The sequence below is a fragment of the Brevundimonas sp. UBA4553 genome (assembly GCF_002387245.1).
Classification (GTDB): Bacteria; Pseudomonadota; Alphaproteobacteria; order Caulobacterales; family Caulobacteraceae; genus Brevundimonas.
On record NZ_DGLD01000001.1, the window covers coordinates 250,061 to 276,873 of the forward strand.

At 68.8% G+C, this 26,813-nt stretch carries 22 protein-coding genes and 1 pseudogene; 10 read left to right on the forward strand and 13 right to left on the reverse strand.

Annotation, left to right across the window (positions count from 1 at the left end):
* Positions 1-16: 16 nt before the first annotated feature.
* From B4A39_RS01230 to glmS, 4 genes are all read right to left on the reverse strand, one after another.
* Positions 17-901 carry an NAD(P)H-binding protein gene (locus B4A39_RS01230; RefSeq protein WP_292032394.1) on the reverse strand — a complete coding sequence of 295 codons (885 nt, stop codon included), beginning with the start codon at positions 899-901 and terminating at the stop codon, positions 17-19.
* A gap of 23 nt (positions 902-924) precedes the next feature.
* The gene (locus B4A39_RS01235) at positions 925-2,148 is read right to left on the reverse strand and encodes an NAD-dependent epimerase/dehydratase family protein (protein WP_292032395.1); all 1,224 of its coding nucleotides are present in this window, start codon (positions 2,146-2,148) and stop codon (positions 925-927) included.
* 273 nt (positions 2,149-2,421) lie between these two features.
* Entirely contained in the window at positions 2,422-3,300 is an 879-nt protein-coding gene (galU, locus tag B4A39_RS01240) for a UTP--glucose-1-phosphate uridylyltransferase GalU (RefSeq protein ID WP_292032397.1), read from the reverse strand.
* Between the two features lie 84 nt (positions 3,301-3,384).
* Positions 3,385-5,199 (reverse strand): glutamine--fructose-6-phosphate transaminase (isomerizing), encoded by a 1,815-nt coding sequence (glmS, locus tag B4A39_RS01245; protein WP_292032398.1) that lies wholly within the window; start codon positions 5,197-5,199, stop codon positions 3,385-3,387.
* Between the two features lie 193 nt (positions 5,200-5,392).
* Here glmS and glmM point away from each other — a divergent pair, with 193 nt between their 5' ends.
* Complete coding sequence (gene glmM, locus B4A39_RS01250; RefSeq protein WP_292032399.1) at positions 5,393-6,742, forward strand: phosphoglucosamine mutase; 1,350 nt, start codon at positions 5,393-5,395, stop codon at positions 6,740-6,742.
* Here glmM and B4A39_RS01255 read toward each other — a convergent pair.
* Complete coding sequence (locus tag B4A39_RS01255) at positions 6,739-8,043, reverse strand: FAD/NAD(P)-binding protein (protein ID WP_292032400.1); 1,305 nt, start codon at positions 8,041-8,043, stop codon at positions 6,739-6,741. The genes glmM and B4A39_RS01255 overlap by 4 nt on opposite strands.
* A gap of 42 nt (positions 8,044-8,085) precedes the next feature.
* Positions 8,086-9,600, reverse strand: coding sequence for a phosphomannomutase/phosphoglucomutase (locus B4A39_RS01260; protein ID WP_292032401.1), 1,515 nt, complete (start codon positions 9,598-9,600; stop codon positions 8,086-8,088).
* Positions 9,601-9,796: 196 nt separating this feature from the next.
* Here B4A39_RS01260 and gpmA point away from each other — a divergent pair, with 196 nt between their 5' ends.
* The 3 genes from gpmA (at position 9,797) to B4A39_RS01275 (ending at position 12,469) form a co-directional block, all read left to right on the forward strand.
* Positions 9,797-10,510 carry a 2,3-diphosphoglycerate-dependent phosphoglycerate mutase gene (gene gpmA, locus B4A39_RS01265; RefSeq protein ID WP_292032403.1) on the forward strand — a complete coding sequence of 238 codons (714 nt, stop codon included), beginning with the start codon at positions 9,797-9,799 and terminating at the stop codon, positions 10,508-10,510.
* 26 nt (positions 10,511-10,536) lie between these two features.
* Positions 10,537-11,136 (forward strand): bifunctional diaminohydroxyphosphoribosylaminopyrimidine deaminase/5-amino-6-(5-phosphoribosylamino)uracil reductase RibD, encoded by a 600-nt coding sequence (locus B4A39_RS01270; RefSeq protein ID WP_409449580.1) that lies wholly within the window; start codon positions 10,537-10,539, stop codon positions 11,134-11,136.
* 61 nt (positions 11,137-11,197) lie between these two features.
* Positions 11,198-12,469, forward strand: a complete 1,272-nt coding sequence (locus B4A39_RS01275; RefSeq protein WP_292032407.1) for a pentapeptide repeat-containing protein — start codon at positions 11,198-11,200, stop codon at positions 12,467-12,469.
* A gap of 72 nt (positions 12,470-12,541) precedes the next feature.
* On the opposite strand, the gene B4A39_RS01280 is transcribed toward B4A39_RS01275, so the two are convergent.
* Entirely contained in the window at positions 12,542-13,015 is a 474-nt protein-coding gene (locus B4A39_RS01280) for an Hsp20 family protein (RefSeq protein WP_292032409.1), read from the reverse strand.
* 299 nt (positions 13,016-13,314) lie between these two features.
* Here B4A39_RS01280 and B4A39_RS01285 point away from each other — a divergent pair, with 299 nt between their 5' ends.
* The 3 genes from B4A39_RS01285 to B4A39_RS01295 all read left to right on the forward strand — a co-directional run bounded on the left by B4A39_RS01285 (position 13,315) and on the right by B4A39_RS01295 (position 16,121).
* The gene (locus B4A39_RS01285) at positions 13,315-14,118 is read left to right on the forward strand and encodes a class I SAM-dependent methyltransferase (protein WP_292032411.1); all 804 of its coding nucleotides are present in this window, start codon (positions 13,315-13,317) and stop codon (positions 14,116-14,118) included.
* A 78-nt stretch (positions 14,119-14,196) separates the two neighbouring features.
* A complete protein-coding gene (locus tag B4A39_RS01290) occupies positions 14,197-15,099 on the forward strand; it encodes a class I SAM-dependent methyltransferase (RefSeq protein WP_292032413.1) in 903 nt (300 codons plus the stop codon).
* Positions 15,096-16,121, forward strand: a complete 1,026-nt coding sequence (locus tag B4A39_RS01295; protein WP_292032415.1) for an alpha/beta fold hydrolase — start codon at positions 15,096-15,098, stop codon at positions 16,119-16,121. The genes B4A39_RS01290 and B4A39_RS01295 overlap by 4 nt, the downstream gene beginning before the upstream one ends.
* Here B4A39_RS01295 and hisN read toward each other — a convergent pair.
* Both hisN and B4A39_RS01305 read right to left on the reverse strand, forming a co-directional pair.
* Complete coding sequence (hisN, locus tag B4A39_RS01300; protein WP_292032417.1) at positions 16,118-16,897, reverse strand: histidinol-phosphatase; 780 nt, start codon at positions 16,895-16,897, stop codon at positions 16,118-16,120. The two genes, B4A39_RS01295 and hisN, sit on opposite strands and share 4 nt — an antisense overlap.
* Before the next feature lie 96 nt (positions 16,898-16,993).
* Positions 16,994-17,245, reverse strand: a pseudogene (locus tag B4A39_RS01305) (helix-turn-helix domain-containing protein); the annotation flags it as partial.
* 182 nt (positions 17,246-17,427) lie between these two features.
* On the opposite strand from B4A39_RS01305, the gene B4A39_RS01310 reads away from it, so the two are divergent.
* On the forward strand, positions 17,428-17,682 hold the full coding sequence (locus tag B4A39_RS01310; RefSeq protein ID WP_292032419.1) for a GlsB/YeaQ/YmgE family stress response membrane protein: 255 nt from the start codon (positions 17,428-17,430) through the stop codon (positions 17,680-17,682).
* A 76-nt stretch (positions 17,683-17,758) separates the two neighbouring features.
* On the opposite strand, the gene B4A39_RS01315 is transcribed toward B4A39_RS01310, so the two are convergent.
* A complete protein-coding gene (locus tag B4A39_RS01315) occupies positions 17,759-18,211 on the reverse strand; it encodes a superoxide dismutase (protein ID WP_292032420.1) in 453 nt (150 codons plus the stop codon).
* Positions 18,212-18,359: 148 nt separating this feature from the next.
* Here B4A39_RS01315 and B4A39_RS01320 point away from each other — a divergent pair, with 148 nt between their 5' ends.
* Positions 18,360-20,027: a phosphatidylglycerol lysyltransferase domain-containing protein gene (locus tag B4A39_RS01320; RefSeq protein ID WP_292032421.1), complete on the forward strand. Its 1,668-nt coding sequence runs from the start codon at positions 18,360-18,362 to the stop codon at positions 20,025-20,027.
* Positions 20,028-20,258: 231 nt separating this feature from the next.
* On the opposite strand, the gene typA is transcribed toward B4A39_RS01320, so the two are convergent.
* Together typA and B4A39_RS01330 are read right to left on the reverse strand one after the other, a co-directional pair.
* On the reverse strand, positions 20,259-22,091 hold the full coding sequence (gene typA / locus B4A39_RS01325; RefSeq protein ID WP_292032423.1) for a translational GTPase TypA: 1,833 nt from the start codon (positions 22,089-22,091) through the stop codon (positions 20,259-20,261).
* A 128-nt stretch (positions 22,092-22,219) separates the two neighbouring features.
* Positions 22,220-23,290 carry a YeiH family protein gene (locus B4A39_RS01330; RefSeq protein WP_292032426.1) on the reverse strand — a complete coding sequence of 357 codons (1,071 nt, stop codon included), beginning with the start codon at positions 23,288-23,290 and terminating at the stop codon, positions 22,220-22,222.
* An 84-nt stretch (positions 23,291-23,374) separates the two neighbouring features.
* Here B4A39_RS01330 and B4A39_RS01335 point away from each other — a divergent pair, with 84 nt between their 5' ends.
* Positions 23,375-24,247 (forward strand): LysR family transcriptional regulator, encoded by an 873-nt coding sequence (locus B4A39_RS01335; RefSeq protein WP_292032430.1) that lies wholly within the window; start codon positions 23,375-23,377, stop codon positions 24,245-24,247.
* Positions 24,248-24,252: 5 nt separating this feature from the next.
* Here B4A39_RS01335 and B4A39_RS01340 read toward each other — a convergent pair whose 3' ends face one another.
* Positions 24,253-26,301 carry an OPT family oligopeptide transporter gene (locus B4A39_RS01340; protein WP_292032432.1) on the reverse strand — a complete coding sequence of 683 codons (2,049 nt, stop codon included), beginning with the start codon at positions 26,299-26,301 and terminating at the stop codon, positions 24,253-24,255.
* Positions 26,302-26,813: the final 512 nt, after the last annotated feature.

The following is a 26,813-nucleotide window of genomic DNA, read 5'->3' on the forward strand; positions in this document are numbered from 1 at the left end:
TTCTCATTGAAGGCGCTCATCCACCTTGGCGGATAAGCGCCTCAAGTCCCTCGCGCCAGCTTGGATGCTTCGGCCGCCAGCCCAGTTCGGCCTTGGCGCGGGCGTTCGAGAGGCGTTTGGAGTCGTTGTAGAAGCGCCGCATGGCGTCCGATACCGACGGGTCGTCGAGGGAGACCTCGGGCGGGAGGGCCAGGCCGAGGCGCGCCGCTGCGCCCCGGATCACCACGTCCGCCGGGGCCGGCTCATCGTCGGCCAGGGTGTAGGCGCGGCCCGGATGCGGGCGGGCCATGGAGGCGAAGAAGCCGGCGACGGCGTCCTCGACATGGATGCGATTGAACACCTGACCGGGCTTCTTCACCAATCGGGCCGTGCCGTCGCGCAGGCGATCCAGAGGCGAGCGGCCGGGGCCGTAGATGGCGGGCAGGCGAAAGATCTGCACGGTCAGGCCCATGCCGCGCCCGGCGTCCAGCCAGTCTCGCTCGGCCCGCACGCGCCGGGCGCCCTCCACGCTGGCGGCGTTCAGCTCATCGTCCTCGAAGGCCCAGCTTCCCGCCCGGTCGCCATAGACCGCGGTCGAAGACACATAGCCGATCCAGTCGGGATAGGCGCCTGAGGCCGCAAGCGCGGGAACGAGGGCCTTCAGGCCGGGGCAGCCGGCGCCGTCCGGGGCGGCCGTGATCAGAATGGCCGAGCAGGCCGCCACCGCGGCCGTCAGGGCTTCGGCGTCGGCCGGATCGACGGCGGCGACGCCGGCCGCCGTCAACTCGGCGCGACGGTCGGGATCGCGCGAGGTGGCGACCGCCCGTCCCCCGCGCCGGATCGCCTCTTGCGCCGCCGCCAATCCCACATAGCCGCCGCCGAAGACCAGTAGAGCGGGGGCGTCGGGAGCAGGCTGGGTCATGGCGTTCCGGTCAGGCGGTCCAGTCAGGCGGTTCGGGCGACGGCGGGCGTTTGGTCCGTCGTCTGGGATTGCAGCGCCTCGGCGCGCCTGCCGTTCCAGCTGGAGACGCAGGGAATCTTCGTATGATCGGCCCGGTCGGCGTAGCGGCGGGCGATGTCGGTGACGTCGGCCATCAGCCCCTCGGCCAGGGTGATGGGCTTCAGCCCCAAATCGCGGAACTGGTCATTGGCGACGACCAGTTCGTTCTCGTCGGCTTCCTGACGCGGGTTCGGCACATTGTGGATCTCGGCGCCGGTCATATCGGCGACCATCTGCGCCAGATCGCGGACGCGGCGGCTCTCGGTCATCTGGTTGAGAATCTTGACCCGGTCGCCCGATTTGGGCGGATTTTTCAGCGCCAGCTCGACGCAACGCACCGTGTCCTGGATATGGATGAAGGCCCGCGTCTGGCCGCCCGAGCCATGGACCGTCAGCGGATAGCCGACCGCCGCCTGCATCAGGAAGCGGTTCAGCACCGTGCCGTAGTCGCCGTCATAGTCGAAGCGGTTGATCAGGCGCTCGTCCTGCTTCGTCTCCTCGGTCTGGGCGCCCCAGACGATGCCCTGGTGCAGGTCGGTGATCCGCAGGCCGTCGTTCTTGGCGTAGAACTGGAACAGCAGGGCGTCCTGAGTCTTGGTCATGTGATAGATCGACCCCGGATTCGGCGGGAACAGGATTTCCTGCTCGGCCGGGCCGTAGTCGGTGTCGACCGTGACCTTCAGATAGCCCTCGGGAATGCGCAGGCCGGCGGTGGTGTAGCCATAGACCCCCATGGTGCCCAGATGGGCGAGGTGGACGTCGCGACCGCTCTCGACGATGGCCGCCAGCAGGTGATTGGTGGCGTTCAGATTGTTGTCGACCGTGTAGAGCTTGTGCCGCGCCGACTTCATCGAATAGGGGGCGGCGCGCTGCTCGGCGAAGTGGACAACGCTGTCGGGCGCCCAGTCCCTGATCAGGACGACCAGGCGGTCGAACTCCCTGCCGACCGTCATGTTGACGAACTCGATGGTGCGGCCGCTGACCTCTCTCCACGCGGCGATACGTTCGCCCATGGTGCGGATGGGGGTCAGGGACTGGACCTCCAGCTCATTGTCGATGTTGCGGCGGCTGAGGTTGTCGACGATCAGCACGTCCCAGCCGCGCGCCGACAGGTGCAGGGCCGTGGGCCAGCCGCAAAAACCGTCGCCGCCCAAAATCATCACACGCATCGGTCGAACCTTCGTCTGGTCTGTGCGTCCTGCCTAGCTCAACGCGCCAGGGCGCGAAAGCGTGGCGCTTGGGCGCGGGGAAAAGCGGTCGTCAGGAAAAAACAGAGTCTGAATGGTCTGAATCGTCTGAAACGCCAGGCGGCGGCGTGGTCAGGGGCGAGATCGTAACGCGGCCTGCCGCAGGGCGCGAAAAGACGGACGAAATTCTGTCAGGTCATTGAAACGGCTTGGTGTTTCGCCGTGATTTGTGCGCGCATTCCCTCGCCGGCCCGTTCAGAGGAGCGCGGTGATCGCCGCGCGGGTAGCTTCGCCCAGGTCAGCACGTTTCAGGGCCAGGGCGACATTGGCGCGCAGGAGGCCGATCTTGTCGCCGCAGTCGTGGGTCACGCCTTCGTATTCGTAGGCGGTGAAGCTCTGATGCTTCATCAGCCGGTCCATCGCGTCGGTCAGCTGGATCTCGCCGCCGGCGCCGCTCTCCTGGGTTTCCAGCAGGTCGAAGATTTCCGGCTGCAGGATGTAACGGCCCGAGATCGACATGTTCGAGGGCGCGGCGCCCTGTTTGGGCTTTTCCACCATGCCCTTCATGGCGAAGCGGCGGCCGTCCTGGGAAGAGGGGGCGATGATGCCGTACTTGTGGGTGTCGGCTTCGGGCACCGCTTCGACGCCGATGACGTTGCCGCCGACCTCGGCGTAGAGGTCCGCCAGCTGTTTCAGGGCGCCGGGCTGCGAGTCCACGATGACGTCGGGCAGGATGACGGCGAAGGGTTCGTGACCGATGATGTCGCGCGCGCACCAGACGGCGTGGCCCAGGCCCTTGGGCTGCATCTGGCGGGTGAAGCTCATTTCGCCGGCGGTCGCCAGCTCGGCGTTCATGGCCTCCAGGATCTCGGTCTTGCCCTTGGCGAGAAGCTGGGCTTCCAGCTCGATCTGGTGGTCGAAATAGTCCTCGATGGCCTGCTTGGCGCGGCCGGTGACGAAGACGATGTGCTCGATCCCCGCTTCGCGCGCCTCTTCGACGATGTAGCTGAGGATCGGCCGATCGACGACGTTCAGCAGCTCCTTCGGCGTGGTCTTGGTGCCCGGCAGGACGCGAGTGCCCAGACCGGCCACGGGAAGGACCGCCTTGCGAAGGCGTGCGGGAGAAGTCGTCATCAGTCGTCCTGAACAGCCGTTAGGCGCCCCTCATAGGCGCAAACCGTGACCGTTCCAAACGCGGCTCGACCGTTTGGGTTCATCTCACTCCACAGTCACCGACTTGGCCAGGTTGCGCGGTTGATCGACGTCGGTGCCCTTCTGGACGGCGGTGTAGTAGGCCAGCAACTGGACCGGGACGGCGTAGACCAGGGGCGCGATCAGGGGGTGACAGTCGGGAGCGTCGACGCGACGGATGCCGGCGCCGTGCGGGGCGGGCGCGGTCGCCGGGGCGATCATGACGACGGGGCCGCCGCGTGCAGCGACTTCCTGCAGGTTGGAGGCGGTCTTCTCATAGACCTCGTCCAGCGGCGCGAGGGCGATGATCGGCGTCTTCTCGTCCACAAGGGCGATGGGACCGTGCTTCAGTTCGCCGGCGGCGTAGCCCTCGGCGTGGATGTAGCTGATCTCCTTCAGCTTCAGCGCGCCCTCCATGGCCAGGGGGAACATGGCCCCCCGACCGAGGAAGAGGACGTCGGTGGCCTTGGCCAGGTCCTGGGCGATGGCGCGGATCTGGCTGTCCATCTGCAGGGCCTCGGCGATCAGGCGCGGGGCCTCGAACAGGGCCTTGACCAGTTCGGCTTCGCGGGCGGCGTCGATGCGGCCGCGCGCCACGCCTGCGGCGACGGCCAGCGCCAGCAGGGCCGAGACCTGGGCGGTGAAGGCCTTGGTCGAGGCCACGCCGATCTCGGGGCCGGCGTGGGTCGGCCACAGGACTGCGGCCTCGCGCGCCATCGACGAGGTGTGGACGTTGACGACGGCGGCGGTCTGCAGCCCCTGCGCCTTGCACCAGGTGAGGCTGGCCAGGGTGTCGGCGGTCTCGCCCGACTGGCTGACCGCCACGGCGACCGTGCCGGGCGTCAGGGCCGGCGAGCGGTAGCGGAACTCCGACGCGATCTCGACGTCGCAGGGCAGACCCGCATATTTCTCGAAGGCGTACTTGCCGATCTGACCGGCGTAGAAGGCCGTGCCGCAGGCGATGATCTGGATGCGGTCGATGGCGGCGAAGTCGACGGCCTGGGGCTTGGCCGCGCCCGTCACCAGGTCGAGGTATTCCGACAGGGTGTGCTGGACGCTGTCGGGCTGCTCGTGGACTTCCTTTTCCATGAAGTGGCGATAGGCGCCCTTTTCGACCATGGCCGACGAGGCCGAGACCTGCACCACGGGGCGCTCGGCAGGATGGCCCGAGGCGTCGAACATCCGCGCGCCCGAACGGGTCATGGCGACGTAGTCACCCTCTTCCAGATAGGAGATCTTCTGGGTGAAGGGACCGACGGCCAGGGCGTCCGAGCCCAGATACATCTCGCCTTCGCCCCAGCCGACGACCAGGGGGCTGCCCCGACGCGCGCCGAGGATCAGGTCGTCCTCGCCCTCGATCAGGACGGCCAGGGCATAGGCGCCGGTCAGGCGGTCCAGCGTGGCCTTGAAGGCGTCCAGCGGGGCCAGGCCCGCTGCCAATTTATGATCGAGCAGATGGGCGACGACCTCAGTGTCGGTCTGGCTCTCGAAGACGCGGCCCTCGGCCTCCAGCTCGGCCTTCAGCTCGGCGAAGTTCTCGATGATGCCGTTATGGACCAGGCAGACGCGACCGGCCTTGTGCGGGTGAGCGTTGGCCGTCGTTGGGGCGCCGTGGGTGGCCCAGCGGGTGTGGCCGATGCCGATGGTTCCGGCCAGGGGCTCGGCGGTCAGGACGGCCTCCAGCTCGCGGATCTTGCCCTTGGCGCGGCGGCGTTCGATGCGGCCGTCGACGACGGCGGCGATGCCGGCGGAATCATAGCCGCGGTACTCCAGCCGCTTCAGGCTGTCGATCAGACGGGGGACGACGGCGCCTGCGCCCGTGATGCCGATGATGCCGCACATGAGGTCTGCTCCGGTGAGGGGGCGGAGCGGTCACGCTTTGCGCGCAGCCGCCGTAAGGGGTAAGCGAGAGGGTTCCGCCCGTCTCGCCCTGTGATCTTGCGTCTAGGGGAAGCACAGACCGGCGACATCAAAAAATGGGTTTCGGAAGGTTTCTTTGCAAATCCTCCGGGGCCGCCAGCGAAGGACGAGCCCCTTGGGCGAGAGAAAATACTTCGGCACCGACGGCATTCGCGGCCGGGCCAACACCCATCCGATGACGGCCGAGGTCGCCCTGCGGGTCGGGCTGGCGGCGGGCAAGCTGTTCCGCACCGATGACGACCGTCGCCATCTGGTGGTGATCGGCAAGGACACGCGCCTGTCCGGCTATATGATCGAACCGGCGCTGGTGGCCGGTCTGGCCTCGGTCGGCATGGACGTGCGCACCTTTGGTCCCCTGCCGACGCCGGGCGTGGCCATGATGACCCGGTCGATGCGCGCCGATCTGGGCATCATGATTTCGGCCTCGCACAACGACTACGCCGACAACGGCATCAAGCTGTTCGGACCCGACGGCTACAAGCTGTCGGACGAGATCGAACTGAAGATCGAAGCCATGATGGACGAGGGCCTGAATCAGGATCTGGCCCCCGCCAACAAGCTGGGCCGGGTCAAACGCATCGACGACGCCCCGCCGCGCTATATCGAGATCGCCAAGTCGGCCTTCCCGCGGCGGCTCAGCCTCAAGGGCCTGCGCATCGCCATCGACTGCGCCAACGGCGCCGGCTACCGCGTGGCGCCGACCACCCTCTATGAGCTGGGGGCCGAGGTCTTCCCCGTCGGCGTCGAGCCGAACGGTCTGAACATCAACGCCGAGTGCGGTTCGACCCACCCGGCCGCCGTGTCCGAGGCGGTGAAACGCTATCGCTGCGACATCGGCATCGCGCTGGACGGCGACGCCGACCGGGTCATCATCTGCGACGAGAAGGGCCATGTGGTCGACGGCGACCAGATCATGGCCCTGATCGGTCTGGACTGGGCCAAGCGCGGCCGCCTGAACGGCAAGGGCGTGGTCGCCACCGTCATGTCCAACCTGGGGCTGGAGCGGAAGCTGCAGTCCGAGGGGCTGACGCTGGAGCGGACCAAGGTGGGCGACCGCTACGTCATGGAGCGGATGCGCGCCGGCGGCTTCAACATCGGCGGCGAGCAGTCGGGCCACATCATCCTGAAGGACCACGCCACGACCGGCGACGGCCTGATGGCGGCCTTGCAGGTCCTGGCGGTGCTGGTGGAGACCGGCGCGCCGATGAGCGAGCTGGCGCGTCAGTTCGAGCCGGTGCCGCAGCTGTTGCAGAATGTTCGCTACACCGCGGGCAAGCCGCTGGAAGACGACAAGGTCAAGGCCGCCATGGCCGAGGCGGAGGCCGCCCTGAACGGCTCGGGTCGCCTGCTGGTCCGGCCGTCCGGCACCGAAAACCTGATCCGCGTCATGGCCGAGGGCGACGACGAGGCCTTGGTCAAACGGGTGGTCGCCGACGTCTCGGCGGCGGTGAAGGCGGCGGGCTAGGCCGTCAGGCGTTCCGTCAGCGCTTCGATGCGCTGGCGGATGTCCGGCACGGCGACGGTCTCCCAGAAGGCGGCGCGGGCCGGCGGCCCCAGGACATAGAGCGTCGGGTCCGGCGCGCCGTCGGCGTGCAGGACACGGCCGTCCTCATCAAGATCCAGACCCAGGCCGGACGCGGCGATCCGGGCGCGACCGGAAGCGACCAGCGCCGCTGTCAGCGGCGCTGCGGCGGCGTCATGGCCGGGACCGGTGCAGTCGATCAGCCAGGGCGCGGACAGGGACTGCGCCTCGCCGCCACGCGCGGTCATCCGCAGGGTGACGGACGCATCGGCGGCCTGAACGGCCTGTATGCGCCCGGCGCGCACCGAAAGGCGGCCGGCGGCGAGCAGGCTGTCCAGTTCGGCGGCGATCTCGGGCGCGATCCGGTGGCGGTGGACGTCCCACCAGGGGCGCAGGTGTCGCAGGAAGCGTCCGCGCTCGGCTTCGCTCCCGGCTCGCCACAAGTCACGCGTGATCGGACGATAGCCCTCCATCACCCGACGCCAGCCGTGATCGCGAGCCAGGCGTCGCGCCGTCGCCAGCCGGGCCGACAGCGGGCCGGTCAGGGCTGAAGGCGGCAGGTCGAGCGCGGCGTCGTGCCGGGGGCCGTGGGCGCGCGGCAGGAGCCCGCGCCGCGACACCGCTGTGGCGCGCCCGCGCCAGCCCTGCGCCTGCAAGGCCAGCAACACGTCGACCATGGTCAGGCCTGCGCCGAGGATCAGGATGTCGTCCTCGGGGCGGACACGCGTCAGGGCGTCGGAGGCCCAGGGGTCGGCGATGACGCGCCCGCCCCCATCCACGGCGGTGCGCGGCGCGGGATTGCCGGTGGCCAGGACCACGGCCCGGCCTTCGACGCGCGCGCCGTCGGTCAGCACTACGGCCTGACCCTGGATTGCGACGACCGCGCCCGTCAGACGCTGGATCAGGCCGGGGTGCGCCGCTTCGACGCCGGCCAGACGGTCGCGGACATAGAGGCCGTAGAGGCGCCGCGGGGCGAAGCCGTCGGCCTCGGCCTGATCGGGATGGTGGGTCGTCAGCCAGTCGGCGAAATCGGCGGGCCGGTCGGCGACGGCGCTCATGCGCCCGGCGCGGACGTTCAACCGGTGCGCGTCGAGGGGCGTGGAATAGGCGACGCCCGGACCGAAGGCGCCGTCCTGCTCGATGAGGACCGAGGTCTGTCCACGCTCGGCCAGTCGGGCGGCCAGCATGGCGCCGGAGAAGCCGCCGCCGACGATGACGACGGGCAGGGGGGAGGCGTTGCTCATGACGCCACTTCGCCCCCGCCAGGGGCGCTCGTCAAATCCAGGTCAGATTTCCTGATTGAAGGCGCCGATTTCGGGATGGGCGGCGAGGCGCGGCTTGATCTCTTTCCGGAACAGGTCGCGCATGTCGTCGGCCGAGCGCATGCTCTCGACCACCACCACCAGTTCCGGCTTGTTTGACGAGGCGCGGACCAGGACCCAGGAGCCGTCTTCGAGGTGGACGCGCACGCCGTTGACGGTGATGGCCTCGACGATCCTGCGGCCCAGGATGGACCCGCCGGCGGCCGCCAGGTCCTCGTACTCCTTCACGATCTTCGCCAGGACGTCGTACTTCAGCTCATCGTCGCAGTGCGGCGACATGGTCAGGCTGGTCCAGGCGTCGGGCAGGGCGGACTTCAGCTCCGACAGCGACTTGCCGGGGTTGCGGTCCAGCATAGCCAGGACGGCGCCGGCCGCCACCAGGCCGTCGTCATAGCCGTGGCCCAGATCGCCGGACAGGAAGAAGTGGCCCGACTTCTCGAACCCGGCCAGGGCGCCCAGTTCGGCGGTCTTGCGCTTGATGTAGGAGTGGCCGGTCTTCCAGTAGACCGTCTCGGCGCCATTGGCCGCCAGCACGGCGTCGGTCTTGTAGAGGCCGGTCGACTTCACATCGACGACGAAGGTCGCGTTCGGGTGGATGGCCGAGAGGTCCCGGGCCAGCATCAGGCCGATCTTGTCGGCGAAGATCTCCTCGCCGGTGTCGTCCACCACGCCGCAGCGGTCGCCGTCGCCGTCAAAACCTAGGGCCAGGTCGGCGCCGGTTTCCTTCACCTTGGCCGCCATTTGCACCAGCATGGCGTGATCTTCCGGGTTCGGATTGTATTTGGGGAAGGTCCAGTCCAGGTCGGTGTCCATCTCGATCACCTCGGCGCCCATCAGACGCAGGGCCTCGGGGGCGAAGGCGCCGGCGGTGCCGTTTCCGCAGGCGGCGACGACCTTGAGCGGACGGGTCAGTTTCACCTTGGAGGCCACGTCCTTGATGTAGGTCTCACGGAAGCCCTCGACGCGTTCGACGCGGCCGCCGGGGCGCGCGACGCCCTCGCCGTTCAGGACGATCTCCTTGAGTCGGGTCATCTCGTCGGGGCCAAAGGTCAGCGGCGCCTGGGCGCCCATCTTGACGCCGGTCCAGCCGTTCTCGTTATGGCTGGCCGTGACCATGGCGACGCAGGGGCAGTCGAGCGCGAACTGGGCGTAATAGGCCATGGGCGACAGGGCCAGACCGATGTCGACAACCTCCATGCCGCCTTCCAGCAGGCCGAGGATCAGGGCCTGCTTCACCGACAGGGAGTAGGACCGGAAGTCGTGGCCGACGGCGATGCGCGGGCTTCGTCCTTCAGAACCAAGTCCGATCTCGTGGACGTAGGTGGCCAGGCCCAGGCCGAGAGCCTGGATGCCCAGAAGGTTGATTTCCTTTTCCAGGATCCAGCGGGCGTCATATTCGCGGAAACCGGTCGGCTTCACCAGGGGAAGGGTTTCGTATTCCGCCGTATTGGGGCGGATGTCCTGGCGCGGCTTCGACATGGATATTCCTGGAACTGGGATGGATGGGCGAACGGGGTTCAGCGACCCGCTCCCCACCTTTGCGGTATAGCTGGCCTCCCCGACGAGGCCAACAACGCGCGAGGGGCGTTGCGGCTGCATTCTTTTCCCGCATGCTGAAACCTTGACCAGCCCCGCGTCCACGGCCTAGGCGAAGGACGACGTTACGGAGACGCCCATGCCTCGCCTGATCCTGCTGCGCCACGGCCAGAGCCAGTGGAACCTGGAAAACCGCTTCACCGGCTGGGTCGACGTCGACCTGACCGCCGAGGGCGAGGCGCAGGCGCGACGCGGCGGCGAGCTTATCGCCGAGGCCGGGTTCAAGCCCGCCGTCATGTTCACCTCGGTCCTGACCCGGGCCAAGCGCACCGGCGCCCTGGCGCTGGACGCGGCGGGTCTGAAAGACGTGCCGGTGGTCGAGGACTGGCGGCTGAACGAACGCCACTACGGCGGCCTGACCGGACTGGACAAGGCCGAGACGGCGGCCAGGCACGGCGAGGATCAGGTCAAGATCTGGCGCCGCAGCTATGACGTGCCGCCGCCGCCGTTGGCGCCGGGCGGCGAGTTCGATTTCGACGCCGACCCCCGCTACGCCGGCAAGGCCATCCCTGACACCGAGAGTCTGAAAACCACGCTGGATCGCGTGCGCCCCTACTGGGACGCTGAGATCGCGCCGCGCCTGAAGGCGGGCGAGGACGTGTTGATCGCCGCCCATGGCAACTCGCTGCGCGCTATCGTCAAGCTGCTGTTCGCCGTGCCGGACGACCAGATCGTCGGGGTGGAAATCCCCACCGGCAATCCGCTGGAGATCGATCTGGACGCCGAGCTGAAGCCGGTCGCCGCCCGCTATCTGGACGAGAGCCGGGCGCAAGCCCTGCCGGTGATTGCGTGAGCAGCGCCCCGGACGACGCCGTCCACATGCGCCGCGCCATTGATCTGGCGCTGGCGAGCATGGGCGAGACCTGGCCCAATCCGGCGGTCGGCTGCGTCCTGGTCAAGGACGGCGTCGTTCTGGCCGAAGCCGCCACCGCGCCGGGCGGACGCCCGCACGCCGAGGAACAGGCCGTGCCCGCCGCCGGTGAAGCCGTGAAGGGCGCGACCGCCTATGTCACGCTGGAGCCCTGCGGCGCGCGGTCCTCGGGCCGAAAGTCCTGCGCTCATTTCCTGGCCGAAGCCGGGGTCGAGCGGGTGGTCATCGCCGCCCTGGATCCGTCGCCGTTCGCCTCGGGACGCGGCACCGAGCGCCTGCGCCAGTCGGGCCTGACGGTGGAGACCGGCCTTCTGGCCGCGGACGCCGCCATCCTGTGCGAAGGCTTCCTGCACCGGCTTGAGACGGGTCGGCCCATGGTCCGCATCAGCGAGGACGGAAAAGGGTTCGACGGCCGCTTCGTCGCAGCGCCGCGCGCCGATCTGATCACCGAGCTGAACCGCCTGGGCGAGGCTGGTTACACGCGGCTGTGGACCCAGGACGGCGACCTGGCCGAGGCCCTGCGCGAGCAGGGCCTGTTGACCGAATAGGCGTGCGGAAACCGCCGTTTCCGCAAAGCTTCCTTAATGGGGCGTAAGCCATGTTGCCGGCATGAGCGACGTCGCCGACCCTGTCCGAAAGAAACCGACCCAGGCCGAGGTCGACCTGATCTGCGCCAAGCATGACCGGCTGTGGCAGGCGCGGCCGGGCGGCGCGCGCGCCGTCTTCGCCTGGATGGACCTGTCAGGGCTGACGCTGCGGGGCCGCAATCTGGCCGACGCCGATTTCGCCGCCGCCCGTCTGCACAATTGCGACCTGGCCGGGGCCAAGCTGGATAACGCCAACTTCTTCGGCGCGGACATGCAGGACATCAACCTGACCGACGCCAGCCTGCGCCGGGCCGATTTGCGCGGGGCCTGTCTGCGCGGGGCGGACCTGTCGGGGGCCGACCTGTTCGAGGCCGACCTGCGCGAGGGGACCATTGCGGCGGCGGACGGCAAGCTGGGCTTCCGGGTCATCGAGGCCCAGAAGCGCGGCGACACCCAGGCCCAGGGGGCCAGCCTTGTCGGCGCCAACCTGCAACGCTCGCGCATGACCGGCATGGTGGCCATCGCCGCCGACTTCACCGATGCGGTGATGAAGGACTGCAAGCTGGTCCGGGCCAATCTGAAACAGGCCAATTTCACCGGCGCCGATCTGGCGGGGGCGGACCTGTCGGGCGCCGACCTGTCGGGAGCGGACCTGACCGACGCCATCCTGGTGGGCGTGAAGGCGGCCATGTGGCGCACCGACGGGGCCAATATGGAAGGCGCGCTGACGGACAACCGTTCGGCGGGCGAGTCGGTGAGCCGCATGCCCGCAGCCGAGATGCTGCGCGACCACGCCCAGTGGTGCGAGACGGGCGGGGCCGAGGGCCAGCCCTCGGTGTTCGACGGGGTCGACCTGCGACCGCTGGAATCCATTCGCGGACTGAACCTGACGGCCCTGTCGGCCAAGGGGGCGGTCTTCTACGGCCTGGACATGGAGGGCGTGCAGCTTCAGGGCGCGCAACTGGAGGGTGCGGACCTGCGCTCGGCCAATCTGCGCCGGGCCGACCTGCGCGGAGTGCGGCTGGCTCGAGCCAAGCTGAACGGTTCGGACCTGCGCGAGGCCCAGCTGGGCCCCCTGATGCTGGGGCCGGAACGGTTGCTGCCGGCCGACTTGTCAGGCGCCATCCTGCGCGGGGTCGATCTGTCGGGGGCCGATCTGCGCCGGGCGGTGCTGAAGGGCGCTGACCTCAGCCGGGCTGTCATGCACGGCGCCCAGGTCAAGCAGGCCGATTTCACCGACGCCAAGACCGGCGGGGCGCGCGGGCTGGATCCGACGGATCTGAAGGCGGCCTAGGCTTAAGGGCGCGCACGAAAAAGGGGCGACGCGAACGCCGCCCCTATCCGGTTGTTCAGAAGTAAGCCGGGCTTAAGCGGCCTTCTTCGCCTTGCTGCTCTTGTCTTCGATCAGCGTGCCGGTCGCGATCTCGATGCGGCGCGGCTTGAGAGCCTCGGGCAGTTCGCGTTGCAGGTCGATGGTCAGCAGGCCGTTCGACAGGTCGGCCCCCTTGACCACCACATAGTCGGCCAGCTGGAAGCGGCGCTCGAAATCGCGCTCGGCCAGGCCGCGATGCAGATAGGTCTTCTGAACCGAGGCGTCGTCGTTGGCGGCTTTCTTGCCGGTGACGGTCAACTGGTTTTCCTTGGCCTCGATGTTCAGCTCGTCGGGCGAGAAGCCGGCGACGGCGATTTCGATGCGATAGGCGTTCTCGCCGGTCGTCTCGATATTATAGGGGGGCCAGCCGTTTTCCTGGCTGGAGCGTGCGGCGCTTTCCAGCTGGCGGGCCAGGCGGTCGAAGCCGACGGCGGAACGGTACAGCGGCGAGAAATCATAGGTACGCATGGGTCATCCTTCTGAGATTCAGCAAGGTTGAACCGCCCGGCGATTTGGCCCCGGACGGCGGAGGGATTCAGCCCGAACGGTCCGAAATCGGCCCCGTCAGGTCTGGAGAGCCCGGGATCGGCGCTCTCGGATGAAGAGGTAGGCGCGCGTTTTCAGATCGCAAGAGGCGGCGGGCGGCCCGCGAAAAGCGGCCGCCAGGGGCGCGCGAAATCGTCGCTTGGGCCAATCCGCGCCTTGCCGCAGCCGCGAAGCGCCGTAAGGGTTACAGATTGTTTCTTTCAGGACCGACCGGAGCCCCCATGCGACCCCTCGTCCTCGCCGCCCTTCTGGCGTCCGCCCTCGCCGCCCCCGCCTTCGCCCAGACTTCTGCGCCGCCGGCGTCGCCGCCCCTGCCGCATCGTCAGGGCCTGTCGATGGAGATGCCCCAGGTTCAGGAAGACGCCGCGCTGCAGGCCGCCATCGCTTCGACCACCCGGCCAGAGGCTGACCGCGCCCGCGACAGCCAGCGCCATCCGTTCGAGACCCTGACCTTCTGGGGGCTGCAGCCCGGCCTGACGGTGGTCGAGATCGAGCCCGGCCGCGCCGGCTGGTGGCGCAACATCCTGGAGCCCTATGCGGCGGCGACGGGCGGGCGTTACGTCGCCGTCAGCAAGCCCACGGAAGGCATGGGCGTCGAGGACGGGACCGCTGACATGGTGGTCGTGGCGCGGGCCTTCCACAACTGGTCGCGCGATGGTCGCGCCGATCCCTATCTGGCCGCCTTCTTCAAGGCCTTGAAGCCGGGCGGCGTCCTGGCGGTCGAGCAGCACCGCAGCGTCGAGGGCCTGAACGTGACCGAGGTCGCCCCCACCGGCTATGTGCCCGAAAGCTATGTCATTCACGCCGCCCGCCGCGCCGGATTCGAGCTGGAGGCGCGTAGCGAGCTGAACGCCAACGCCAAGGACGACCGCGACCATCCGTTTGGGGTCTGGACCCTGGCGCCGGTGCGCACGTCCGAACGCGCGGGCCGCACCCTGACCGCCGAGGAGCGCGCCGCCTTCGACGCCATCGGCGAGAGCGACCGCATGACCCTGCGCTTCCGCAAGCCCGAGACCGCGAACTGATGCGGTTTGCGGTTTTGACGCTGGCGGAGAAGCGGCCTAAGCCCGAGATCATGATGATCCTGATCCAGGGAGGCGCGCATGTCTGAGCGATCGACGCGACGCGCGGTTCTGGCGGGGGCCTGCATGGCCGCCTTCGCCGGCCTGGCCGCCTGCGGCAAGAAGGAAGAGAAGGCGGCGACGCCGGAAGCCCCCGCCGTCCCGGCCGGCCCGCCGGAAGGCTCGCTGGAATGGGCGGTCGCCGGCGCCTGGCGTTCAGCCCCGGACAAGGCGCGCGATGTCTGGCGCCACCCTGTCGAGACGCTGCGCTTCTTCGGCCTGCAGCCCAAGATGACCGTCGTCGACTTCTGGCCCGGCAGCGGCTGGTACGCCGAAATCCTGGCCCCCTACCTGAACAAGGGCGGCGGCACGCTCTACCTCGCGGGCTTCGCTGAAGGTCCTGCCGCCGACCCGGCGCAACTGGCCATCAACAATGCGCTCAAGGCGCGGTTGGAGGCCGACAAGAAGCTGTATGGAACGGTCCAGTTCAGCGCCTTCGGCGCGGGCACGGGGCCGGTGGCCCCGGCTGGGACCGCCGACCTGGTCCTGTTCATGCGCTACATCCAGTCGTGGATGGCGTCGGGCATCGCCGAGAAGGCCTTCGCCGACGCCTATGCGGCCCTGCGTCCCGGCGGAATTCTGGGGGTCGAGCAGCATCGGCTTCAGCCTGACGAAGATCAGGACCCGGCGGCCGCCAATGGCTATGTGCAGGAAGCCTTCGTCAAGCAACTGGCCGCCGAGGCCGGTTTCGTCTTCGTCGAGGCGTCGGAGATCAACGCCAATCCGGCCGACACCAAGGATCACCCGTTCGGGGTCGAAACCCTGGCGCCCCGCCGTCTGACGGCGCCGATGGGCGAACCGGCCAATCCCGAGTTCGACCGCACGAAGTATGACGCGATCGGCGAGAGTGATCGCATGACCTTGAAGTTCAGGAAGCCCGAGTGAACCGCGCCACCGCCTTCGCCGCCCATGCCCCTCTGATGGGCGTGCCCGGCGCCGCCTCCCCCCCTGGCGGAGAGGGCGACTGGTTTCGTGGTGCGGGCGGGCTGCGCCTGCGCGCCGCGCTTTGGACGCCCTCGGCGATGCAGGCGAAAACGCCGCGCGGCACGGTGGTCCTGAGCCCCGGCCGCACCGAGCCGATCGAGAAATATTTCGAGGTCATCGGCAACTTCCTGGCGCGCGGCTTCTGCGTCCTGGCCCACGACTGGCGTGGCCAAGGGCTGTCGGCGCGCCTCCTGCCCGATCGGTTGCGCGGCCACGCCCGCGCGGTCGAGGAGTTTCTGGACGACTACGCCCGCCTGCTGGACGCCTACGAGGCCAAGGCGCCCAAGCCCTGGATCATGGTCGGCCACTCCATGGGCGGGGCGCTGAACCTGCTGTCGCTGGAGGCGGGCGAGAGCCGTTTCGCCGGGGCGGTCCTGTCCAGCCCCATGCTGCGCATCAAGACCGGCAAGCGCTCGATGTGGTCGGTCAAGCTGGCGGTGCGGTGGAACCTGCGCCACGGCAAGGCGGGCGACTATGTGCTGGATAATCCGGACGATCCGTTCGACCACACCTTCGAGAAGGATGGCCTGACGTCGGATCAGGACCGCTACGACCTGTGGCGTCAGCAGCTCTACGCCTGCCCGCACCTGGCCATCGGCGGCCCGACCTGGGGCTGGCTGGCCTTCGCCCTGGATGCAGGCGAGCGGGCGTTGAAGCCGCGCGCGCTGAAGTCAGTCAAGATTCCGGTCTGCGTGGTGCAGGCCTCCGACGACGACAAGGTCTGGAAACAGACCAACCGCTGGGCGGCGCGCCGTCTGGGACGCGGTCGCTATGTCGAGGTTCCCGGCGCCCTGCATGAGGTGATCATGGAGGCCGACCCGTTGCGCGGCGTCTTCCTTGACGAGTTCGACGCCCTGGCCGGCTATGTCGCTCCGGCCGAGGGGCAGGCGGCGAGCCCGGCGCCTGCCAGGGGCGCGGCCTAGACCGCGTTCAGCACCGCCAGCGCCTGATCGGTCAGGGCGGCGTCGCCCACGGCCAGGATGCGACCGTCGCCGTCGGGCGCCTGGCCGGACCAGCCGGTGACCTTGCCGCCCGCCGCCTCGATGACGGGTTTGAGCGCAGACCAGTCCCAGATCTTCAGCTCGGTCTCAGCCACCAGGTCGATGCGACCCGCCGCCACCATGGCGTAGGCGTAGGCGTCGCAACCCAGCCGGGCCAGTCGGGCCGAGGCGCGCAGCCGTGTCCAGGCCTCGCGGTCGGCGCCGACGAAGATGTCGGGATCGGTGGTGGCGATCAGGGCGTCGGACAGGGCCGGGCAGGCGCGGGTCTGCAGCCGGGTTTCGGTTCCGCCCTTCAGCAGGCGAGCGCCCGACGGACCGCCGAGGAAGACCTCTCCCAGATAGGGCTGGCCAATGGCGCCGATGACCGGCGCGCCCTCATGACGCAGGGCGATCAGGGTGGTCCACAGCGGCAGGCCGGCGATGAAGGCGCGGGTGCCGTCGATGGGGTCCAGGACCCACACGTGATCCGCCTCGGGCCGGTCTTCGCCGTATTCCTCGCCGATGACGCCGTGGTCAGGATAGCGGGCCGCGATCAGCCGGCGAATGGCGGCTTCGGCGGCGCGATCCGCCTCGGTGACCGGATCGAAGCCGCCCGGGCCCGCCTTGTTCTCCTCGACGTTGTCGCCACGGAAATAGGGCAGGGCCGTGCGCGCGGCCTCTTGCGACAGTTCGACGGCGAAGGCTTCCAGCTGGGTCATGACGGCGAGATACACCGCCCGCCGTCATGGCGCGAGGAGGAAGACTCAGGCGGCCTTGCTGCCGGGGTGCAGGTCGGCGCCGCGCGCGGTGAACGGCTCGACGCTGGTCGCGACGGGGGGGCGCTCGGTCTCGCCGAGGCCGTCGTAGAAGTACCCGATAGGGGTCTCCAGCGCTTCGGCCAGTTCCCACAGACGGGCGGCCGAGATGCGGTTGGCGCCGCATTCGTATTTCTGGATCTGCTGGAATCGCACGCCCACCTGCACGGCGAGTTGCTGCTGGGTCAGGCCCAGAAGGCGGCGACGGCGGCGCAGGCGACGGCCCAGGTGAAGATCGATGTCGGCGGCCATGACGGCCCCTCCCTCTGACGATTGTGCTGTGCCGGATCGGCACGGCTCAGGCGTCACGTCGCAAGCGTCGTGCCTGTTTCGCCTGACACGCGAACGGTGAAGCTTGTGAGGCGCGTCGCAACCGGCGGGCGCGCAACGCATTAAGGTCCCGGCATCAAGCCTGACATTACGGGAGGCTACGAATGAGTGGGTTTGGATTCATCGCCTGGATCATCATCGGCATCATCGCCGGATGGCTGGCGGAAAAGATCATGAAACGCAGCCACGGCCTTTTGACCAATCTGGTCGTGGGCGTGATCGGCGCTCTGCTGGGCGGCTTCCTGGCTAATCTGCTGGGCTTCGACGCCGCGGGCAGCTGGATCGTCGGCATCATCGTCGCCACGCTCGGCGCGGTCCTGCTGCTGTTCCTGCTGGGCCTGATCAAGAAGCGGGCGTGACGGGCGTTTTTTAATACGCAAACAGCAAAAGGGGCGGCCCATGCGGACCGCCCCTTCTTTCTACCGGATCACGGGATCAGGTATTGGGTTCGTCAGCCGCCGGCGGCTCGACCGGGTCGGTCGGCGGGGTGGTGTCGGTGGCGTCGGCCGGCGGTGCAGCGTCAGCCGGGGCGCCGCCGATGGCGGGGGCGGCCTGGAAGTCCGACAGGCTGGCGTTGACGATAATGTCAGCGCCTTCCGGGCGAATACCGGCCACGGAGACAGCGCGAACCGAGCCGTCAGCGCCGCGAACAGTCAGTTCCTGGCCAGCCGCGCCGTTCTGGGCGCCGACCAGCTTGCCGAGTTCCGAACCGTCGGCGCTCTTGACCGTGGCGCCGGGGGTCAGGGTCAGGCTCTGGGGTTGAGCCGGGGCCGCCTCGGCGGGAGCCGGTTCGGGCGTCTGCGGCGTCGTGGCGTCCTGGGCGAAGGCGGGCGCGGCGATGAGGAAGGCGCCGGCGATGCCGGTCAGCAGGGCGGTCTTGCGGATCATCAAATCTCTCCGGGTGAGCGAGTCTGGCGCTCGCGAAATAGTGAACTCGCTAGATTTCAGATTGTTTCAGCTGCCTAGAAATGACCTTTTCAGCGCCCCAAACGGCCGATTCCTGCTCTATGAGGGGCGGACGATCTCGCGAGGAAGAATGACGACCACGAAACGGCAGGGCGGCCTGGGACGAATCCTCCAGAGACTGGGTGCTCTGGCCTATGAGTTGACGCCCCAGGTCTTCGCCGTGGCCTCGTTCGGTCTGGGCGCGCTCATGCTGCTGTCGGCGGTGACCCCGGCCTTCAGCGGACGCCTGCAGGCGCTGGACCGGATCTCGGCGCCCATCCTGATCGACCTGTCCCACTTTGCGGCGAGCGTGACGGGTTTCCTGTTGCTGCTGGTTTCGGCGGGCCTGTGGCGACGTCGGCGCGGAGCCTATTACGCGGCCCTGTTCGGGCTGATGCTCGGCGCGATCTTCTCGGTGATGAAGGGGCTGGATTGGGAAGAGGCGGCGGAGCTGACCCTGGCCGCCGCCCTGCTGCTGCCCTGTCGGGCCGCCTTCAACCGGCGATCGCGACTGGGCGAGCCGCTGCGGCCCGGCTGGCTGCTGATGCTGGCTGCGGCGGTGGCGGCCATGCTGTGGCTGGGCTTCTTCGCCTATCGGGACACCGCCTACACCGATGAGCTGTGGTGGACCTTCCTGACCGACACCCAGGCGTCCGGCTTCCTGAGGGCGGGGGCGGTGCTGGCGATCCTGACCCTGGCCGTGGCGGTGCGATCCCTGCTGACGGCGCCTGGCGCCCGCAGTCACGGACCGGCCAGTGCGGCCGATATCGAGCGCGCCCGCGGCGCGCTGGAGCAGGCCGACACCGCGACGCCCGAGGCGGGGCTGGCCCTGCTGGGCGACAAGGCCCTGCTGTTCAGTCCATCGGGGCGCAGCTTTATCGCCTATCGCGTCCGGGGGCGACGCTGGATCGCCATGGGCGAGGCGGCGGGCCTGAAGGCCGAGCGTCTGGAGCTGCTCTGGGCCTTCGCCGAGATGGCGGACAGCTATGGCGGGGCGCCGGTCTTCTATTCGGTCGGCGAGGGCATGCTGGCGGACCTGGCGACCCTGGGCATGGCCGTGCGCAAGGTGGGCGAGGCGGCGGTGATCGACGCCGAGCACTTTTCGACCGAGGGCAAGGGCAAGCAGAACCTGCGCACCGCCGTGAACCGGGCCGAGCGCGAAGGCACGACCTTCGAGGTTCTGGCCCCGGGGGCGGCGCAGCCGCTGGAGGCCGAGCTGCGGGCCGTGTCGGACGCCTGGCTGGACCATCATAATGGATCGGAGAAGGCCTTTTCTCTGGGGCGCTTCGACATCGGCTACCTGGATCGCTCGCCGGTGGCCATCGCGCGTCATGACGGACAGATCGTCGCCTTCGCCAATCTGCTGGTCGGGGCGCGCGGCGAAGAGGCCATGATCGATCTGATGCGTCATGCCCCGGACGCGCCGCACGGGGTGATGGACTATCTGTTCACCCGCACCGCCCAGTGGGCGAGGACCGAGGGATTCCGGCGGCTCGACCTGGGCATGGCGCCCCTGTCGGGGCTGGAGGATCGGCGTCTGGCGCCGGTCTTCGCCCGTGTCGGCGCCCTGGTCTTCGAGGAGGGCGGGGCCGTCTACGGCTTCCAGGGACTGCGGGCCTACAAGGGCAAGTTCGGTCCCGTGTGGCGTCCCAAATTCATCGCCGCCTCGACCACCACGCCCCTGGCCCTGGCCCTGCTTGACGTCGCCCTGCTGACCAGCGGCGGTTGGCTGGGGCTGTTGGGGCTGAAGAAGAAGTAGAGACCCGAACGCGGCGCTCGTCGTCACCCCGGACGACCTGAATAGGTGGATCCGGGACCGCAGGAAGCGCCAGCGTCTCGGGCGCTTCCGACCTTCCGCTGCGCTGCGGCCGGGATGACCCGATGGAGAGCGGGCCTCATGCAGCACCAAGGGCGGTAGGCCCAGACAGAACGCCCCAAAGAAAAAGGCGACCCTTGCGGGTCGCCTTCTGCTTTCGGGCCGTCGCCGACCTCAGTCGGGGCGGACGCGCTTCTTGCGGAACGAGGGGTTCAGCGTCTGCTTGCGCAGGCGGATCGACTTGGGCGTGACCTCGACCAGTTCGTCTTCTTCGATGTAGGCGATGGCCTGTTCCAGCGACATCTGGCGCGGCGGGGTCAGGCGAACCGACTCGTCCTTGCCGGCGGCGCGGACGTTGGTCAGCTGCTTGCCCTTGATCGGGTTGACGTCGAGGTCGTCCCAGCGGCTGTTTTCGCCGATGATCATGCCCTGATAGGTCTTTTCGCCGGCGCCGACGAACATGACGCCGCGGTCTTCCAGGTTCCACAGGGCGAAGGCGGCGGTTTCACCGTCCGAGTTCGAGATCAGCACGCCCTTCAGACGGCCGTCGATCGCGCCTTTGTGCGGTTCGTAGTGCGAGAAGACGCGGTTCAGCACGCCCGAACCGCGCGTGTCGGTCAGGAACTCGCCCTGATAGCCGATCAGCGAACGCGACGGGCACTTCAGCTGGATGCGGGTCTTGCCGGCGCCCGACGGACCCATGTCGGTCATTTCGGCCTTACGGGCCGACAGCTTCTCGATGACGATGCCCGAAAACTCGTCGTCGACGTCGACCATGACGTCTTCGATCGGCTCCAGCTTCTCGCCGTTCTCGCCGGGCTGGAAGACCACGCGCGGACGCGAGATCGAGACCTCGAAGCCCTCGCGGCGCATGTTCTCGATCAGAACGCCCAGCTGCAGTTCGCCGCGGCCGGCGACTTCGTAGGCGTCGCCGCCCTCGGTCGTGGTGACGCGGATGGCGACGTTGGCTTCGGCTTCCTTCAGCAGGCGGTCGCGGATGACGCGCGACTGGACCTTGTCGCCTTCGCGACCGGCCAGCGGGCTGTCGTTGACCGAGACGGTCATCGAGATGGTCGGCGGGTCGATCGGCTGGGCGTCCAGCGGCTCGGTGACTTCCATGGCGCACAGGGTGTCGGCCACGGTGGCCTTGGACATGCCGGCGATGGCGACGATGTCGCCCGCTTCCGAGCCCTCGTCCAGGGCCTGACGCTTCAGGCCGCGGAAGGCCAGGACCTTGGTGATGCGGCCACGCTCGATTTCCTTGCCTTCACGGTCCAGGGCGTGGATCGCCATGCCGGGGACGGCCTTGCCGCTTTCGATACGGCCGGTCAGCAGGCGACCCAGGAAGGGATCGCTTTCGATCAGCACGTCCAGCATGCGGAACGGCTTGTCCTTGTTGGCCTGGACGGCGGGCGCCGGAACGTGGTCGACGATCAGGTCGAACAGCGGGGCCAGGTTGTCGTTGGGCTGGTTCAGATCCAGCGTCGCCCAGCCGTTGCGGCCCGAGGCGTAGATGTGCGGGAAGTCCAGCTGCTCGTCCGTCGCGCCGATGGCGGCGAACAGGTCGAAGGTCTCGTTGTGGACGCGGTCCGGATCGGCGTGGGCGCGGTCGACCTTGTTGATGCAGAGGATGGGGCGCAGGCCCATCTTCAGCGCCTTGGTCAGCACGAACTTGGTCTGGGGCATGACGCCCTCTTCGGCGTCGACCAGGATGACGCAGCCGTCCACCATGCCCAGGATGCGCTCGACTTCACCGCCGAAGTCGGCGTGGCCGGGCGTGTCGATGATGTTGATGCGGGTCTCGCCGGCCTTGCCGTTCCAGAGCACCGAGGTGCACTTGGCCAGGATGGTGATGCCGCGTTCCTTTTCCTGGTCGTTGGAGTCCATCGCCCGTTCGGTCGTGGCCTCGTTGGCTCGGAAGACGCCGGACTGGGCCAGCAGCTGATCGACCAGGGTCGTCTTGCCGTGGTCAACGTGGGCGATGATAGCGACGTTACGAAGGTTCATTTCGGGCTCGGGCGGACTGTGTTCGGCCACGGAAGTCCGGGCCGCTGCAAGATGCGGAAAGCGGGAAGGAAGCGGCGCCTCTTACAGCCCTATCGCCGGAAACGCCAGCGGGGCGGTTCGATTGTGCGTCAGGCGGGCAAAATGAGCACGATGGTGGCCAGCGCAAGGACGCCGATCAGCAGGGCCGACAGGGCGGCCACGGCGGCCACGCGCGGTCCGGCCCGAACCACGGCGCGCGGATCGACCATCAGGCCCAGGCCGGCCATGGCGACCAGGGTCATGGCGGTGACTCCGGTCTGCAAGGGGGGCAGGACGATCTCGGGGATCAGGCCTGCTGACCGCAGACCCATCAGGATCAGGAAGACGATGATGAACCAGGGGGCCATGTGCTTCAGCTTGGGCCGCTTGGCGCCCTGTGCCTTGCCGGGGCGCATCAGGCCCAGGGCCAGACAGACCGGGCCCAGCATCAGGACGCGCACCAGCTTGACGATGGCGCCAGTCTGGACCGCCAGCATGCCGGCGGGGGCGGCGGCGGCCAGCACTTGGGGCACGGCGTAGACCGTCAGGCCGGCCAGGACGCCGACCTTGACCGCGTCAAAGCCCAGCATGACTCCGATGGCGGGGACCAGCAGGACGACGAGAATGCCGAGCACGGCGGTGAAGCCGATGGCGGCGGCCACGTCCTCGCCCTCGGCCTCGATGACCGGGGCGACGGCGGCGATGGCCGAGTTGCCGCAGATGGCGTTGCCGCAGGCCACAAGCAGCGCCATGGCGGGCGGCAGGCCAAAGGCGCGACCGAGGGCGTAGCCGCCGAGGATGGCCAGAACCACCACACCGACGATGGCCAGCAACAGGACGGGGCCGAGGGTCATGACAGCGGCGCCGGAGACTGTGGCGCCCAGCAGGGCGACGGCGACCTCCAGCAGGGTCTTGGCGCTGAACTGGACGCCGGGCGTCCAGCGGCTGGACGGGGTCCAGAACAGCCGGATGCCCGCCCCCATGAGGATGGCGATTACCAGGCCTTCGATCCAGGGATGGGCGAACAGGGTGGTTTCGATGACCTGCAGGCCAAAGGCGACCGCGCCGACGCCCGCGCTCAGCAGAACGCCCGGCAGCAGGCGACCCCACCGGCGAAGTGGAGCGGGCAGCGGGCCGGTCAGGCTGGGGCGCGTATCGGTGGATGGGTGGGCGGTCGTCATGAGGGGGCATGATCTGCTCCGTCATCTGATCGTTCCAACGGATAGTTCTGGATTTAACGATCGATAAAAGCGATTGATTGGCCCATGACGCTGGAACAGCTCCGCATCTTCGTCGCCGTGGCCGAGCGTCTGCACATGACGCGGGCCGCCGAGGCGCTGAACCTGACGCAGTCGGCGGTCAGCGCGGCGGTGGCGGCGCTGGAGGCGCGGCACGGAACCCAGTTGTTCGACCGGGTCGGACGGGGGCTGGCCCTGAGCGCGGCGGGGGCGGCCTTCCTGCCCGAGGCGCGGGCCGTTCTGGCCCAGGCCGAGGCGGCGGAACAGGCGCTGGACGATCTGGCCGGCCTGAAGCGCGGCGCGGTGCGGCTGTTCGCCAGCCAGACCATCGCCGCCTACTGGCTGCCGCCGCGCATGGCGGCCTTTGCGCGGGCGCATCCGGAGATCCAGCTGCACCTGTCGATCGGCAATACGCACCGGGTGGTCGAGGCGGTGCGGGCGGGCGAGGCGGAGCTGGGCCTGATTGAGGGTGCGGAGGAAGCGCCCCGCCTGATCCGCAGCCGGGTCGGCGCCGACCGGTTGGCGGTGGTGGCGGCTCCAGGGCATCCGGCGGCCGATCGCAGGGGGCCGCTGACGGCGACGGAGCTGATGGCGATGGACTGGGTCCTGCGTGAGGAGGGGTCGGGCACTCGCAGCGAGTTCGAGGCGGTGCTGCCGCGCGGCGTCGGACCCGCCGACCTGAGAACGGCGCTGGTCCTGCCGTCGAACGAGGCGATCCTGTCGGCGGTGGCGGCCAGCGATCTGGTCACGGCGATCTCGGAACTGGCCGCCCAGCCCCTGATCGAGGCGGGGCGGCTGGTTCGTCTGCCGCTCGATCTGCCCGAGCGGCCGTTTCATCTGCTGCGCCATCGCGAACGGCGACCCAGTAGGGCGGCGGAAGCTTTCGCCTCCGCCCTTTAGTCAGGTCAGACCTTGGCCGAGCGGCTGCGGATCCAGGAATAGAGGGCGAAGGTCAGGACCGCGAAGGCGGCCAGACCGGCCCACGTGGCGGGCCACGTCGTGTCCTTGGGCAGGAGGGCGAAGGGCGCTTCGTTCCGTGTGCTGACGATGACGGCGGCGGTGAAGACGCCGAACAGGCTTTCGCCCACGATCAGGCCCGAGGCGAGCAGGACGCCCATGCGGCGGCCGACCTCGTTGAAGCGGGTCGTGGCGATCCACTTCTCATAGGCCCAGCCGCAGACGGCGCCGACGACCAGCATGGTGGTGACGGCGGCCGGCAGATAGACGCCGATGCCAGCGGCCAGCGGGGGCAGCTTGACCTTGTCCTTCGTCGCGCCGCGCAGAACGACGTCGAGGATGATGACCAGCACGCCGACCAGGGCGCCCAGCCCGATCAGGTCCCAGCGCAGCTCGCCGCTGATGACGCCCTTGGCCAGGGCCGAGATCAGGGTGGCCTGGGGCGCGGCCAGGGTCTGGGCGCCCTCGACGATGGCGGGCGGGCCGCCTTCGAAGCCGAAGGCCTGGTTCATCATGTCCAGCACGAAGGGGATGACCAGGGCGCCGGCGACAACGCCGACCAGCAGGGCCGTCTGCTGACGCCAGGGCGTGGCCTCGACCAGCTGGCCGGTCTTGAGGTCCTGCAGGTTGTCGTTGGAGATGACGGCCACGGCGAAGACCACGGCCGTGACGATCAGGGCGAAGGCGATGATCGACGGATCGGCGGGCACGCCGGCCACGGCCATGACGCCCAGCATCAGCAGCGAGGCGATGATGATGGCCAGGATGCCGACGCCCGAGACGGGGCTGTTCGACGAGCCGATCAGACCGGCCATGTAGCCGCAGATGGCGGCCACGGCGAAGCCGATGACCACGACATAGATCAGGCCGCCGACGACCAGCAGCGGGGTCGAGCCAGCCAGGGCCGTGCCCTGGGCGAAGACGGCCAGCAGGACGGCGATGCCGACCAGGGCGGCGATGGACAGCAGGCCGACGATCCTGATCGGGATATCCTGCTCGGTGCGGTCCAGAACCTCGCCGTGGGCGCGCTTGGTCTGGGCGGCGATGGCCGAGGTCAGGCCGGCGACCAGGGGGGCGGCCAGCTTGGCCAGGGTCCACAGGGCGGCGACGCCGATGACGCCGGCGCCGATAAAGCGGACCTCCTTGGCCCAGACGGTCATGGCCAGTTCCTCGGCGGGCGCGCCTGCGGGCAGGCTGGCGGCGATCGAGGGCACGCCGTGAGCGGCCGCCCAGGCGACGAATTCGGGCGAGGTCAGGATGGGCACGAAGATCAGCCAGGCCAGGACCAGGCCGAACAACTGGGTCAGGCCGACGGCCAGACCGATCAGGTGGCCGGCGCCCAGAAGGGCGAACTGCATGGAGAAGCCGACGCCGGTGGCGCCGCCGCCCAGGGCTGCCGGCAGGCGCAGGAAGGCGGTGGTCTCAGCCGCGAAGACGCGGGCCGCGGCCAGGAAGGCGAAGAAGGCCGAGGCGATGGCGCTGCCGATGACCACGAACAGGCCCGAACGGTTCTCGCGCACGGCGCTTTCGGATTCATCCGCGCCCGGCGAGCCGACCTTCAGCACCTCGGCGGCGGCGACGCCTTCCGGGTAGGGCAGGCCGCCCTGGACCACGAGCGTCCGGCGCAGCGGAATGGAGAAGGTCACGCCCAGCACGCCGCCGAGCACGCAGATGGCCACCGACTCCCAGAAGGGGAAGTTCATCCACCAGCCGATCATGACCAGACCGGGCAGGACGAAGATGATGGAACTCATGGCGCCGCCGACCGAGGCGACGGTCTGAACCGTCATGTTCTCCCAGATGGTCGAACCCTTGAAGGCGCGCAGCAGGGCCATGGAGATGACCGCCGCCGGAATGGCCGAGGCGAAGGTCAGGCCGACCTTCAGGCCCAGATAGGTGTTGGCCGCCGTAAACACCGCCGCCAGCAAGCAGCCCAGGATCAGGGCGCGGATGGTCAGTTCGATGCGTTTGCCGGTGCTGGGAGGGCTGTCTGTCATGCGGGGCTCTTTCCGTTGTGGGCGGAGGTAATCCTGAAAGCGCAGCCGTGACAACGGGTCGCGGAGGCTTCCTTCTCCCCCTTGCGGGAGAAGGTGGCGGCCGAAGGTCGACGGATGAGGGGTTTTGCAGCCGGTTGAGAGACCCTCATCCGACCTCGCTCCGCTCCCCGCAAGGGGAGAAGGAACACGCTTGCCCGCCTCGCGACGTCGCGGGCGGTGGAGGACTGGGCGGGGCGCCGGGACTTCGCCCGGAGTGGATGGAATTTACCGTTTCGACGAAGACCGACGCCCCGCGCGAAGAGTTGGACATGAGCTCGGGGCAGGCGCCGTTCTTTGCGGCTACCCCCGGCGCCCATGACGGGCAGGCTGCACCGGCGTGCAGTCCTGGAACGGTCTGCGTAACCCCCGCGACCCTGACCGGGACCTCTCTGACGGACGGGTCGAACGCCCCGTCTCTAGGCCCCTGCGGCGTCTTGTCTTTCTTGTGGTCCAACGCGCGTTCGCGCTGCTTG

What these genes read in the sequence shown, in the direction of transcription:
- B4A39_RS01330 (WP_292032426.1), bottom strand. Translation starts at nt 23,290, where the DNA reads ATGACGACCGCCCACCCATCCACCGATACGCGCCCCAGCCTGACCGGC.
- B4A39_RS01235 (WP_292032395.1), bottom strand. Translation starts at nt 2,148, where the DNA reads ATGCGTGTGATGATTTTGGGCGGCGACGGTTTTTGCGGCTGGCCCACG.
- typA (WP_292032423.1), bottom strand. Translation starts at nt 22,091, where the DNA reads ATGAACCTTCGTAACGTCGCTATCATCGCCCACGTTGACCACGGCAAG.
- B4A39_RS01275 (WP_292032407.1), top strand. Translation starts at nt 11,198, where the DNA reads ATGAGCGACGTCGCCGACCCTGTCCGAAAGAAACCGACCCAGGCCGAG.
- B4A39_RS01310 (WP_292032419.1), top strand. Translation starts at nt 17,428, where the DNA reads ATGAGTGGGTTTGGATTCATCGCCTGGATCATCATCGGCATCATCGCC.
- hisN (WP_292032417.1), bottom strand. Translation starts at nt 16,897, where the DNA reads ATGACCCAGCTGGAAGCCTTCGCCGTCGAACTGTCGCAAGAGGCCGCG.
- B4A39_RS01255 (WP_292032400.1), bottom strand. Translation starts at nt 8,043, where the DNA reads ATGAGCAACGCCTCCCCCCTGCCCGTCGTCATCGTCGGCGGCGGCTTC.
- B4A39_RS01230 (WP_292032394.1), bottom strand. Translation starts at nt 901, where the DNA reads ATGACCCAGCCTGCTCCCGACGCCCCCGCTCTACTGGTCTTCGGCGGC.
- B4A39_RS01290 (WP_292032413.1), top strand. Translation starts at nt 14,197, where the DNA reads ATGTCTGAGCGATCGACGCGACGCGCGGTTCTGGCGGGGGCCTGCATG.
- B4A39_RS01340 (WP_292032432.1), bottom strand. Translation starts at nt 26,301, where the DNA reads ATGACAGACAGCCCTCCCAGCACCGGCAAACGCATCGAACTGACCATC.
- B4A39_RS01260 (WP_292032401.1), bottom strand. Translation starts at nt 9,600, where the DNA reads ATGTCGAAGCCGCGCCAGGACATCCGCCCCAATACGGCGGAATACGAA.
- galU (WP_292032397.1), bottom strand. Translation starts at nt 3,300, where the DNA reads ATGACGACTTCTCCCGCACGCCTTCGCAAGGCGGTCCTTCCCGTGGCC.
- B4A39_RS01335 (WP_292032430.1), top strand. Translation starts at nt 23,375, where the DNA reads ATGACGCTGGAACAGCTCCGCATCTTCGTCGCCGTGGCCGAGCGTCTG.
- B4A39_RS01280 (WP_292032409.1), bottom strand. Translation starts at nt 13,015, where the DNA reads ATGCGTACCTATGATTTCTCGCCGCTGTACCGTTCCGCCGTCGGCTTC.
- glmS (WP_292032398.1), bottom strand. Translation starts at nt 5,199, where the DNA reads ATGTGCGGCATCATCGGCATCACGGGCGCAGGCGCCGTCGTCCCCCGT.
- B4A39_RS01285 (WP_292032411.1), top strand. Translation starts at nt 13,315, where the DNA reads ATGCGACCCCTCGTCCTCGCCGCCCTTCTGGCGTCCGCCCTCGCCGCC.
- B4A39_RS01320 (WP_292032421.1), top strand. Translation starts at nt 18,360, where the DNA reads ATGACGACCACGAAACGGCAGGGCGGCCTGGGACGAATCCTCCAGAGA.
- B4A39_RS01315 (WP_292032420.1), bottom strand. Translation starts at nt 18,211, where the DNA reads ATGATCCGCAAGACCGCCCTGCTGACCGGCATCGCCGGCGCCTTCCTC.
- B4A39_RS01270 (WP_409449580.1), top strand. Translation starts at nt 10,537, where the DNA reads ATGCGCCGCGCCATTGATCTGGCGCTGGCGAGCATGGGCGAGACCTGG.
- gpmA (WP_292032403.1), top strand. Translation starts at nt 9,797, where the DNA reads ATGCCTCGCCTGATCCTGCTGCGCCACGGCCAGAGCCAGTGGAACCTG.